This window comes from Luteolibacter luteus, assembly GCF_012913485.1.
Taxonomy (GTDB): domain Bacteria; phylum Verrucomicrobiota; class Verrucomicrobiia; order Verrucomicrobiales; family Akkermansiaceae; genus Haloferula; species Haloferula lutea.
Window position 1 is genome coordinate 4,645,807 of the sequence record NZ_CP051774.1, and the last position, 13,306, is coordinate 4,659,112.

Genomic DNA, 13,306 nt, shown 5'->3' on the forward strand with positions numbered 1-13,306 from the left:
CTTCGTGAAGCGTTTCCGGTGCCAAAGCGCCGCTCTTCCTGGCGCTACTCGTCCTCAGGGACCGTGAGCCGCAGGAAACCAGTAGGTTCACCTGGCTGGATCGGCTTTGTCAGGCGCAGGAGGCGGGTCGAGCCGTCGCCCTCGAGGTCCTGCTCGATGACGTGCGGGTAGATGACGTCGCTGATTCTCGTCCAAGTCATCAGGTCGGGAGACCACTCCACTTCGTAGTAGCTGGATTCCGAGGCCCGGAAGGTGATCGCGAGTCCTGATGTTTCCCCGGGGACGAGGGAGCCCGTCGGTCGCAGCGCCGGTTCTGCGGCGAGCGGATTGCTATTCAGGAAGCGCTCCATCCTGTTGGTCAGGCCGTCGTGGTCCGGATCGGCATAGGGGGAGATGTCCTCCAAGCCTTTGCCCGCAGCCCAGGCCTGATAGTCCGTGTAGCCGAGTCCCTCGATGGCATGGATCACCGCGCGACTGTCCTGATGGCCGTGTCCGTTCGAGACGCGAACCCAATAGAGCAGAGGCATGCTGGAGGCTGGCGAAGTGAAGGTAGGGGAAGTTGCACCGGGGAGGGGCTGGCTAGTGTCACCGCTTTCACCGCGATACCACTGATAGCTGATCGGGCCATTTCCCAAGGCGGTCACCGAGAACTCCGCCGCGGTTCCGGCGGGGACGATGACGTCCTCGGGCGCTTCGCCGATCATCGCGCCGACCGTAACGAACAAGGAATGGGACCCGCTGCTGGCGGCAGAGACGATGCCGGTGGCAATCTTTTGCGGATAGCCGCGGCGATACCATTGGTTGCGCAAGTCGTCATTCCATCCGAGCCCGAAGCCGATAAGCCAGAGGCTGCCATCCGTTTTCAGGAACAGGCTGTCGGAGGCGTTGGTCCAGACTCGGGATACGTTGTCAGCCATCTTGACCGGTTCTCCGACCGAAGAATAGCCGAGGGAATCCGGCGCGATCTGATTGAGGAAATTGTTCCCCGCGACCCACAGTTCGCCGCTGGTGTTCACGTAGAGGCTGTGGCTTCCGTGGGCGGCGACGTCGATGACATCAGTAGCGACCTGGCGAGGGATGTGGTCGCTTCCCGAAAGTGAGCTTTTGAAGCACTGTCCCTCCGAGTTCCTGCCGATGGCCCAGAGGGTGCCGTCGGTTTTGATGAAGAGGGTATGGCTGTCTCCTGCGGCCATGCGCTTCACCGAAGTGGCCAGCTGCTTGGGTGTGGCGACCAGGCCGCTGCTCGCCGCAAGCTGGCCGCCGTAGGTATCGCCCATGCCCCAGAGGCTGCCATCGTCTTTCAGGAAGAGGCTGAATTCCCCGCCGGCCGTGGCGGCGATGACATTCGTGGCGACCTGAACCGGGGTGTTCCGATCGATGCGGGTTCCGTCTCCCAGTTGGCCCGCGTCATTGGCTCCGGTGGCCCAGAGCGTCTTGTCAGTTTTCAAGATCAAGGTATGGGAGCCGGAAGTGGAAAGGTCCGCTACTCCGCTGGCGATGGATACCGGGCTGAAGCGTGTTCCATTCGTCCCGTCTCCGAGTTGTCCGGTGATGTTCCGCCCCATGCCGAAGAGTTGCCCGTCCGACTTGATGAAGAAACTATGGTTCGGACCGACCGCGACCTTTGCCACCGCGTCCTGCTCGATGATCGTGGGAACCGCTTGGTAGGAGGAAACGCCGTTGCCGAACTCGCCTCTCGTGTTCGCTCCGGTTGCCCATACCGTGCCACCCGTCTTGATGAAATAGCTGCTCTCGCTGTCCGCGTCGGCGTGGACGACGTCTTGTGCGAGAACGATAGGAGTGAGGCTGTTCTGGTAGCCGCCATTTCCAAGTTGGCCACTGGTGTTGCTTCCCATGGTCATCAGGGTGCCATCATTCTTGAGGTAGATGCTGTGATCGCCACCAGCCGAAGCGAGGGCGACACCGGTATCGATTTGAACAGGGGTATCCTGAGAACTCGTGTTGCCGAGGCCCAATTGCCCGTAGCTATTCGCTCCCATGCCCCACAGGGAGCCGTCTGTCTTGATCAGGAAGCTGTGGGCACGCCCGGTGTAAATCTTGCTCACCGCGCTGGTGACCAGCATCGGGGTTCCGTCAATGGTTTCGTCACTGCCGGTGCCGACTTGTCCAAAGGGATTCCAGCCCGTCCCCCACAGAGTGCCGTCTTGCTTGAGGAAGAGCGTGTGATTGCTGCCTGCCGCCACATCTGCCACGCCGGTCGCGATCATCACTGGTACCTCGCGATCAATTCGGCTGCCATCTCCCAACTGTCCCCAGAAGTTGTCGCCCGCGCCGTGGAGGGTGCCTTCGGCATCGATGTAGAAGAAGTGATTGTCACCGGCCGAGAACTTTACGACACCGCTGGCCACTTGGACCGGCACTTCACTGAGGATCATGCCATTGACGGTCCAATCAAAGTAGCCCATGGCCCACAGCGTGCCATCGGTTTTCAGATACATGCTGTAGAGGGAACCGCTGTCAACCGAGTCCACATGGCTGTCGATCTGGGAGAAGCTTGTGAGATCCTCTCCCGAAGGCGTTCCTAGCGCGTAGTAGCTATTCGAGCCGGCACCCCAGAGTGTTCCATCATTCTTGAGCAGGAGGGTCCGGGTATTCCCTCCGACGACCGAGCTCCCGCCCCCCGCAATCTGTAAGGGCGAGGTGTGTTCCGTGATGGATCCCGCGCCGAGTTGGCCATGGGCATTGCTACCGAAGGAGATCATCACCCCTGGAACCACGGTGACGGTGACCGCCTGGCTGTTGGTGGAGCCCGCGGCATTGCTCGCCTTGACCCAGAAGGTGGTGGTGGAAGCGAGCGGAGGTGTTTCGAGTGTCGCGGAGGTTCCTCCCGGCACGGGATTGGAAGTATCTCCCGGCAGGCCGTAGTACCACTGATAAACGATCTCGCCGCCGCCGGCGTCCGCGCTGAGAATCGCGGTCAGGCCTGCGGCAGTGCTTCTCTCCTGCGGCTGCTTGAGAAATTCCGGAACTGTAAGCTCGAAGACGCGGATCGTCTGGCTGTTCACGCTGCCCGCAGGTCCGGTGACGCGGACCCAGTAGGACGCGGGTCCGGAGAAAGGAGGAGTAGTGTAGCTCGCGGCGTTTGCTCCGGAGATTAGCTGGGAAGTGTTTCCACTCTCACCCGCATACCAGCGGTAGCTCAGGTTGGGAAAGCCGGTTGCACTTACGGAGAGGGTTGCCGTTTGGCCTGATGCTGCGCCGACTAGAAGGCTCTGAGATTTGATCAGCGGTCTTCCGATCCCGATCAAAGTGTGTGTGTTCCCTGCCGCCACTTGCGTTACCGATGTGGCAATCTGTCCCGGGGTCGAGCGATTGCTGTTGATCTGGTTTCCGAATTGGCCCGAGCTACCGCGACCGGTTCCCATGAGGACTCCTTGGGATTGCAGGAAGAAGCTCTGTTCTCCGCCTGCGAAAACCGCGGCCACGGAGTTGAGGGAAATAGCTCCCCACGAGGTTCGGCTAGTGAGATTGCCCGTTCCCAATTGTCCCGAATTGTTGCGACCGGTCACCCATACGGTTCCCCCGTTGCTTGCTAGGAGCAGGCTGTGGGCCTCTCCTGCCGCCACGTCGCTCGCGAGGAGCGGGGTGTTCCCGTTCATCATTTGTATGGAAGAATTGGCGGTGAGTTGATTCGGTTGGCCGAGCTGTCCGTAGGTGTTCTCCCCCCGTCCCCAAGCAGTGCCGTCCGCCTTGATGTAGAGAAAATGTCGTGGCCCGGCTGAACAGCGCAGAACCCTGGTGTCGATGTTTGACTTGGTGCCGAAATTGCCAGGGAAGGAGCCCGGGTTCCCAGCCTGCCACAAGTTTCCGTTCGTGGTGATGTATAGGATGTAACCTTCCCCGGCCGATGCTTGAGCCACCCCAGTGGCGATTTGGACCGGGGCAGCTCCGTTGGAAAAATAGGAGAAAGGCATGGTCCAGAGGCTTCCGTCTTCCTTCAGGAAATGACTCGAATACCTGCCCGCGTAGGCTTGCACGACATTGTCCGCTAACTTTACCGGGGATGAACGGGGACTTGATGGATATCCGCCGAGTTGCTGATGGATGTTGGAACCCATGCCCCACAGCTCGCCGTGGTCAGTCACAAAGAGACTATGGGTTTCTGCCGCGGACATATGGACCACCCGTTGGGCGATGTCCGTGAAGGAAAATACGTTTGCCAAGGGCGTCCCGTTGCCGATCTGCCCGTAAGCGTCACTGCCGCTTGCAGCGAGGACGGATGGAATGATTTCCGGTGCGGTCGCCGTAGTTGCGATGCTATCCACGCTTCCCGCGGGGTTCTTGATCCGTACCCAGTAGGTCTGGCTGCCGTTCAGAGGCGGTGTGACAAAAAAGGAGCTCGTGGCACCGGCAACCGGAGCAGAGGTGTCACCCGGTTGCCCAAGATACCATTGGTAGGTCATCCCGAGGCCGCTGCCTACTACGGAGAAGGCTACATTGCGCCCGCTTGCCGCCGTTTGGTTGACCGGTTGAGTCAAGATCGTGGGCTCCACTACAGCGCTGATGGTCGCCGTATTGCTGTTCCAGGTGCCATGGGGGTTGCTCACCTGCACCCAGAAGTTGCTTACATTCGCGATGGGGAAAGTCGTGAAGCTGGGACCTGTTTCACCCGGATAGGGGTGAGCCGTTTCACCGCTCGCGCCGGCATACCACTGGTAAGAAAATGGTCCTTCACCTGCGGCCGTGACGGACAGGGTCGTCGTCGTTCCCATGGAGATGAGAGCGCTTGCGGGCTGACTGCTGATGCCCGGCTTCCGGTCGGAGAAAAGGCTGTGGTCGTTCCCGGCGCCGACATCAAGCACATCACTTGCGATGAGGATAGGGTCAGGGCGCGGAGTGGGCGAACCACCATCGCCCAACTCACCATAGGTATCGTCGCCTGAGCCCCAGAGCGTGCCATCCTCCTTCAGGAAAAGGCTGTGTCCGCCACCGGCAGCCATGCGGGTCACTCCGGACGCTGCGATCTTCTTGGGAAGAACTCCGCTCCCGGAGCCGCCCGTGGCCCACAGGCTTCCGTCATTTTTCAGATACAGCGTGTGGTTTTCACCACCAGCTAGGCGCTTCACGTCGCTGGCGATCTGGATGGGTAACAAGCGTTCCATGACGCTTGTGCCATCACCGAGTTGGGACTCCGCGTTGGAGCCGCTGGCCCAGAGCGTTCCATCGGTCTTCAGGAAATGAGCGTGGGACCTTCCGGCCACGACATCCGTCACCCCATGATTGATGAGCACTGGCACCCGGCTGGATTCATAGGAACCATTTCCAAATTGGCCCGTGCTGTTGATACCGCAGGCCCACAGGGTTCCGTCGGTCTTGATGAACAGGGTGAAATTTTCACCCGCCGCGATCCGGGCAACGCCGGTGGCGATCTGAACGGCTGTGGATTGGGTAGTTGTGGTGCCATCTCCCAGCTGTCCTCCGCTGTTGCCTTGGATTCCCCAGAGGGTGAAATCCTGTTTCAGGAAGAGGCCGTGATTTCTTCCGGCGGAAGAATGGATGACCCCAGAGCCGATTTGAACCGGGCTGCTTCCCCTAGGATAGCCAGCCCACCAAAGACCATGATCGGGCTTGAGAAGAAGGCTGAAGTCCCAGCCGCCATCGAAGCCGATCACGGGATAAGACGAAAAGTCCGGAAAGTAACGGATGGAGGCGTCACCATTGGCAAGTCGGCCGCTGCTGTTCGATCCCATTCCCCTGAGCGAGGCAGCTGGAACTTGGATAACCGTGACCTCCGCGGAGGCGGTATCGGCGTTACCGGCAAGGTTGCTGGCGCGAACCCAGAAGCTGCGGCTTTCGAATAGCGGTGGCACCACCAGCACCGCTCCCGTGGCACCGGGGACAGGGGTGGTGGTGTTCCCGCTGCTGCCTTGGTACCACTGGTAGGAAAGCGCGCCGCCGGTAGCATTCGCGGATAGCACTGCTCCCTCACCCGCGCGCGTGGCCGTGGCGACGGGCCCGGCTTGAATGACGGGAGTGCTGGCGATTTTTACCCAGACGGTTCTGCTGTCGGTCAGGCCTTCTGCATTCGCGATCCGGATCCAGTAGGGCGTATCGACCGTGAGTGATGGGGTCGTGAAGTCCGGGGTGGTGGCGAGAGGCGAGGAGGTGTCGCCCTGCTGGCCTTGATACCATTGGTAGGAAAGAGTCTCCGGATCTTCCGCGGTGACCGCGAGGGTCGCGGACCCACCAAGGAGAATCGCCTGATCCAGCGGCTGCTGGATGATGACAGGAGTGGCATCAATGAAGAGGCTCGTTTGTCCTGCCGCTGCCATCCGGATTGCATGGTTTGAGGTCGCTTTGGGTTGGCCACTGAAAGCTCCGATCGTGGTGCCGTCTCCGAATTTGCCAAAGGTGTTAGATCCGGTGAAAGACAGCGTTCCATCGATTTTCAGGAGGATGCTAGAGTCTTCGCCCGCTGCGGCGCGGATGATGTCACTGCCGATACTGACAGGGTTGTTACGGTAGAGAACGACGCTTCCGTCTCCCAGAGCGCCGCTCGAATTGCCACCCATGGCCCACCAGCTTCCATCGGCCTTCTGGAACAAGCTGTGTTCGTCACCTGCTTCGCAGTCCGTGACAGTCGTGGCGATCAGCTTGGGTGAGTTGTTCGTGGCAATACTGCCATCGCCGAGCTGCCCGCGATTGTTGTTCCCCCATGCCCACAGGGTTCCATCGGCCTTGACCAGAAGATTGTGATTCGAGCTGGTAGATACGCTTGCGACCCCCTCAGCGATCTGCACAGGCGCTTTCCGGGTCGTATTGGTGCCGTCGCCCAGTTGTCCATAGTTGTTATAGCCAGCTGACCAGAGTGTTCCATCGCGTTTGAGGAAAAGACTATGGCTGGTGCCCGCTGCCACCTGTACCACGCCACTCATGATTTCCTTGGGGGGTGAGTCGTAGAGATTGCTCCCGATCCCCAGTTGGCCATCGCTGTTCAGGCCTGCGCCCCAAGCGACGCCATCGGTTTTCAAGATCAGGCTGTGGAATCCTCCGGCTGCGGCTTGCAGAATGTCGCTCATCACTTGGACGGGATTCTCCCGTCTCGAGAGGGTCCCATCAGCGAGCTGCCCATTCGAATTGTATCCCAGCGCCCATAGGCTGGAGTCGCTTTTCAGGAACAGGGTGTGGCCGCCATTGTACGCGGAGTTGGTCCAGACTCGGGTCACGTCCGTGGCAATCGGCAGGGGGCTGATCCGCTTGGTTGTGATGTTTCCGCCCAGCTGTCCCGAGCTATTGTTGCCCATCCCTTTCAAGACTCCGGACACGGGAGTCGTCACCGTCACCGCGGCGGAACGGTCCGCCGAGCCGGTGTCATCCGTGACCCTGACCCAGAAAGTTGCACTTTCCTGAACGGGCTGGCTCACCAGCAGCGGACCGGTCGCTCCGGAAACCGGCGAGGAAACATCGCCTGCCGGCCCGCGATACCATTGATAGGAAAGGGTGCCTCCCGAAGCGACCACGGATAGAACCGCATGGTCGCCAGCTTCTACCGTCTGTGGTCCTGGGCTCTGGGTGATGAGCGGAGCTGCCGTTGCCACACCAGGCAGGAGAAGGAGAGCGGCTAGTTGAGAGACGTGCACTCCGCGGTGTAACCCTAGCGTAAGGTAGAGGCTAGAACTTCATGCTGGCTTCGCGAAATTATCACATAGACAGACGATTTGTTGCGGAATCGTAACTTGTCTCATTTGATGAAGTGGGCGGCCGGTCGTTTTTCCGACTCCGCAAAAAAACAAGAAGGGGGCGCTGGGTGCGCCCCCTTCTTTCCCAAGAACCCGTAAAATAACCTACGGGTGAATAGTTCTGCGATCAGGGTTCGTTCGCGTGGAAGCGTCCGAACAGTTTGCCGCCCACGGCATTGGAAGCCGGGATGTGGACTTCCACGGTGTCAGGCGTGGCTGCCTGGTTCACGGTGACGGTTACCCCGTTGGCGGCAGGGCCGCCCGCTTGGGTCACCGGGACATCGGTCCAGTTTCCATCCAGATCGGCATCCCATTGCACATCCAGCAGCACGTTGCCGATCGAGCTTTCCTCGCGGGTGAAGCTCAGCGTCAGGCCATTGGCAGCACTGCCGGCCACGGTAACCAGCGAGGCGGCATCGTTCGCCAGCGGATCGCCGCCGAGGACCCACTCGAGGCCGTTGGCGATTCCATCCTGATCCGGATCCACGTCGAAGCCGGATTCCTTGCCCGGGGAGTCATCGAGTCCCTTCGATTCCGCCCAAGCCATGTAAGGGGTCTGGGTGGTGGTCGAGGTCAGGGTCACGCAGTTCGAGTCGGTGTAATCGAGCGTGAACGTATTCGCTCCCACGGTAACGGTCGCGCCGTCCGGATAGCCAGCGAAGGTGCCGATCAGCGAACCCGAGCTATAATCGATGATCACGAGGCGGGTGCCGGCGGGGACGATACCTGCACCGATTTCACTGAAGCTGACATTCGCTCCGGAGATGTTCATGCTCCCCATCACGGCCACTTGGTCGGCGAAGTCCGAGGTGCTGTCGATTTCCAGCGCCAGCGTCGAGCCAGCGGCGAGGCTGATCGATGGAGCGATGAAGCTGCCGATCGGCGAGCTATCCGGATCACCGGGGGCGAGGGTCGCGCCGGATGCGACGCTCAGGGCGGACTGATCGCTATTGCCGAAGCCCGCGAGGGTGCCCGCATTGATGGTGGTGGCTCCGGTGTAATCGTTCAAGCCGGTCATCACCAGAGTGCCGGTGCCGTTCTTGACCAAGCTGCCGGTGCCGGTGAGCGCGCCATAGAGGCCGATCTTCTTGTCCGCGGTGTTGATGGTGACGGGACCCGTCGTGAGTTCCATCGCCATCAGCGTGCTCCAGTTGTCCGCTGCAGCGATCGTGCCGCCCGCGAGATTGATCTCATAGAGCTGGGTGGCGGTGGTAATGCCGCCTGCACCGATCGTGATCACACCATTGTTGAGGTTGTAGATGCCGGTGCCGCTATTGAGGTTGGCCCCCAGATCGAGCTGGCGCACGTTGATCGCACCCCCGTTGTGGGTCAGCGTCGAGACGATCGGTCCGATGCTGAGACCGAGGCGCTTCGCGCTCATTTCCAGCGTGCCGCCATTCATCTCGTAGCTGGCGGTCGTGCCGCCGTTCGCCGCTGCGCCGATGAAGGCTTCACCCCGGTTGGTCGGATTGTAGGTGACCGTGCCCCCGTTCTGGACGAAGGAGCCACTGCCGCCATCACGGCCGATCACCCAGGCGTCATTGAAGGCGCCGGTCATCGTCAGCGAACCACCGTTCTCGATGGTCACGGTGGAGTTTGCTCCACCGAGATTGCCAATGTAGATCGCGGTGCCACCGGTGCCGGTGATGTTCGTGGTGCCGGTGATGGTGAAGTTGGCATTCACGCCTACCAAGCCGGAGAAGGTATTGGTGCCGCTCAGAACGTGGGTGCCATTGTTGGCGCTCATGCTGCCGGTGAAGGTGTTCTCCCCGCTCAGCGTCGTGTCCCCGAATTCCACCTTGAGGTCGCCGCCTGCCGTGGCGGTGCCACCGAGGGTGAGCGAACCGTTGTTGACCACCACCGCGTTGCCGAAGCTTGCCGGGGCATTCAAGGTGAGTGCGCCGCTGCCGGACTTGGTGAGTGCGCCGGAGGACGCGATCGAGCCGGGGCCGTTGATCGTGTAGTCCACCGTGTCGTTGTTCACGGTGAGGAGTGCGGTCTCGACGTTCGCGGGAACATTCACCGCCGGAGTGGCGGAGCCGGAGTCGTCGAAGGTTACCGCATCGCCATTCGCGAAGGTGGTGGCACCGGTGCCGGCGGTCCAGTTGGCGGCGCTGGTGTTCCAGGCGTTGGTGGTGCCATTGCCTACCCAGGTCAGCTCGCGGCGGCTGGTGCCGAAGACCACATCCGACCACGATTGGCCGATTCGGATTTCGTCATGCTTCACCGTACGGTTGTTAACGAAGGCCGCGAGCGAGATGCCGTTGAAGGACATGTCGGAAGCGTCGATCTTCGCGAGCGTCGGGATGGCGGGCTCGGAGGAGGATAGCGGGTTCTGATAGACGTAGACGTCATCGTTGCCCGGCTTGAAGTCGATGCGCACGACGTAGAGGTTCACCGCGGTGCTACCCGGGCCGATGAGGGTCTGGGTGCCAGCCGTGCGCAGCGTCACATTGGCAGCCATGGTGTCATTGCCGACACCGCCGATGCGTCCCGGGTCGCCAAGGTCGCCGCGGTGGAACTCGAACTCATAGAACAAGCTCGTTCCGTCGGGTTGCTGGAGGAAGCTGATGTAGATCGTTTTTCCATCGGCACCGATGTTGCCGCTGCCATCGACATAGCCTGCGGCACCGAAGCGTCCACCGGGAGAGGTGTCCAGCAAGCGGCCGTCGCGCTGGTTGTTCGGCATGAAGTTGCTGTTGCCGAGCGATTGAGCGTCGTAGCCGCCGGGCGCATTGCTTCCGGCCGCCAGGTTGCCGGCATTCACGCCGGAGCCACCGCCGTTGACGGGGGTCCAAGCCGCGCTCCAGCCGAGGCCGCCGACTTTTCCCGGAAGATTGCCGGAGCCGGTATTGTAGTCGAAGCCCTCGTAAGCCAGCAGGCCGGTTGGCGTCGTCTGCACGGTCACCTGGGCATTCTCGGAAGTCGCCGTGTTTTGCGAGTTCGTGGCCGTGACATGATACAGTCCCGCATCGCCGGCTTGAATGTTGGAGAGGGTAAGGGTAGCACCGGTCGCGCCGGAGATCGGGTTGCTACCCTTGAACCACTGGTAAGAGGGCAGGGGATTGCCGCTTGCCCGTGCCTTCAGCTCCACGGTGCCGCCAGCGTAGCTCGTCGAGGAACGCGGTTGCTGCGCGAAGGTGGGCTGCGAAACCGGTGGAACCACGACGTCTGCCCAGCTTTCGCCCAAGCGGACTTCGTCGTGCGAGACAGTGCGGTCGTTGTTGAACGCACCGAAGGACAGGCCGTCGAAGGACATGTCTGCCGCGCCAAGGCGGGTCAGGGTAGGCACCCCTGGTTCGGTCAGTGACGTCGGATTGCGGTAAACGTAAACGTCGTCGTTGCCATCCTTGAAGTCGATCCGGACGACGTAGAAGTTTGCCTCGGTGGTGCCAGGGCCGATCAAGGTGTGGGTGCCATTGGGCGCGCGCAGGTTCACGTTGTCGCCGCCCTGGTCGTTTCCAATGCCGCCGATCCGCCCGCCATCTCCGAGGTCCCCGCGGTGGAACTCGAACTCGTAGTAGGCGCTGGTGCCATTCGGCTGCTGGACGAAGCTGAGGTAGATCGTCTTGCCGGTGGCACCGATGAGGCCATTGGCGTCGCGATATCCGGCAGCACCGAAGGGGCCGCTTGCGGAGGTGTCGAGCTTGCGGCCCACGCGGCGGTTGCTCGGCAAGTTGTTGCTGGCACCGGTCGAAAGCAGGTCGTATCCGGTCGGTGAGCTGGCTCCCGCGACGAGACTGCCGTCGACGACGTCGGCGCTGCCGTTGTTGACAGTCTGCCAGACGCTGCCCCAGCCGAAGCCGCCGGTATTCCCGGTCAGGTTTCCAGCGCCGGCGGCATAGTCGAATCCCTCGTAGGCCAACTGGGCGGCTTCCGATGTGGAAGGGGTGATCGTGAATCCGGCTAGCAGGGAGGCAATGCTAGTACAGGTTAATCGGGTTGTAAGTGTCATGGGTTAGCGGCTTGGGTTCGACAGGGGTTTATGCGGAGGCCGCGCCTTGGGAGGTGAGCCGTTCCGTCCAGACTGTCTTACGTTCCACAAACGCCCGTGACTTGGCGTCAACAATCCCAAATGTGGCTACGGCCGCATCCTCCTGTCATAGCAGGTTTGACAAAGATGATTACAGATTTGGCCCAGATCGGGCAGGTCCGGGAATCATTTCGGGGCTTCAGAAGAACGCGGGGCGGCGCTCGCCGGAGCCGGGTGAAACCATCCTCGGGATCCCGGTTTCCGGAGGGAAATCGTGTCCGATCCGGGCAATTCCGCCCACCTCGGAAGGCGCGTCCGATGGGGATTTCTTGTTTCCTTCCCGGGCGGAGCCGGTATCGGTTTCCGCATGCGTCTCTGCCACCGGCTTTTGGTTCTTATTTCCCTCGGTTCCGGGCTCCTCCGGGCCGAGGAAGCGGCTCCCGTCAAGGCGGCGGAGCTGATTCCCCCGTATGCCTACTGCGTCGGTTACGTGCTGAGGGACCCCGTTGAAGGGGACATCCATGGAAAAGCCGTGGAAGTGGCCGCCGATGCTCCCAAGACCGAAGCGAAACCGGAAAATCCGCAGGGATTGGGCCGTCCCGCGAATGGAATCCTGCAGGAAGGCGAACCGCTTGTGAATGTCGCTGCCTTGACCGCGCTCACCACCGCTCAGGTCCGTCTGACTCCCGAGCAGGCAAAGCGGGTCCTCACCGCAGCGTCCACCGACGGGAAGCGTTTCCCGGTGATGGAAGCCTACGAGCCACACCACGCCTTCGTCTTTTATTCGGAGCAGGGCCAGCCTCTCGGCTGCGTGGAGCTTTCCCTCAGCTGCAATGCGGTGAAGCTGGGCCCCCAGCCGGGTGCCGCTTCGCAGTCCCTGTCGCGTTTCGACCTGAAATCGATGGCAACCCTGGTTGCAGAGTTGAAACTGCCGCTGACTCCCTACAAGGCCCTGAAGGACTTTGATAAGGACAAGCAGGAGGAGTTGAAGTTCGCCGCGAAGGTAAAGGAAGAGCAGAAGAAGGAGCTCAACCGGATGAAAAAGGAGCTCGAAAAGAAGGCGAAGGACGATCCGGAAGCGGCGAAGGAGCTGGAAGGCGTCCGCGAGAAGATCGAGTTGCTTGAGAAAAAGTAGATTTGCCGGATGGTGGCACCGGAAACGAATCCCTGACTCCGATGGCCACCCTCTATCATCAACTCTGGATCGATGCCCCCGCTTCCCGCGTCTATCAGGCGCTGGCAACGGCCGAGGGGCTTGGAACATGGTGGGCGCCCCACACGGAGGAAAAGACTCCGCAAGGTCTGGTGCTTTCCCATGACCCGGGTGAGAGGCACGGTGAGGTGAGCTTCCTCGTGACAGATCTGGTGCCTGCGCGCAGGGTGGAGTGGGAAGTGATCAGCAAGCATCCCGCCCAAAGCCCCGCGTCCTCATGGACGGGGACGCGCATCTTGTTCGAGCTGTCGGAGGAAAAAAGTCCCGGTGGATGGATCGGACTGGAGGACGACGGGCGAACGCTGACCAAGCTGGAATTCCATCACAACGGCTGGGATGAAAGCAGCCCCTTCCTCGGCTTCTGCAACTTCGCCTGGGGCCAAGTCCTCGGGATGCTACAGAAGCAGTGTGAGGAGTGAG

The 13,306-nt window shown here is 61.1% G+C and carries 4 protein-coding genes; 2 read left to right on the plus strand and 2 right to left on the minus strand.

Annotated elements, in window-relative coordinates:
* Positions 1 to 44: 44 nt before the first annotated feature.
* Positions 45 to 7,601, minus strand: a complete 7,557-nt coding sequence (locus tag HHL09_RS19220; RefSeq protein ID WP_169456249.1) for an RCC1 domain-containing protein — start codon at positions 7,599 to 7,601, stop codon at positions 45 to 47.
* Positions 7,602 to 7,827: 226 nt separating this feature from the next.
* Positions 7,828 to 11,655: an immunoglobulin domain-containing protein gene (locus HHL09_RS19225; RefSeq protein WP_169456250.1), complete on the minus strand. Its 3,828-nt coding sequence runs from the start codon at positions 11,653 to 11,655 to the stop codon at positions 7,828 to 7,830.
* A 385-nt stretch (positions 11,656 to 12,040) separates the two neighbouring features.
* On the opposite strand from HHL09_RS19225, the gene HHL09_RS19230 reads away from it, so the two are divergent.
* Together HHL09_RS19230 and HHL09_RS19235 are read left to right on the plus strand one after the other, a co-directional pair.
* Positions 12,041 to 12,808: a hypothetical protein gene (locus HHL09_RS19230; protein WP_169456251.1), complete on the plus strand. Its 768-nt coding sequence runs from the start codon at positions 12,041 to 12,043 to the stop codon at positions 12,806 to 12,808.
* Between the two features lie 41 nt (positions 12,809 to 12,849).
* A complete protein-coding gene (locus HHL09_RS19235) occupies positions 12,850 to 13,305 on the plus strand; it encodes an SRPBCC family protein (RefSeq protein ID WP_169456252.1) in 456 nt (151 codons plus the stop codon).
* Position 13,306: the final 1 nt, after the last annotated feature.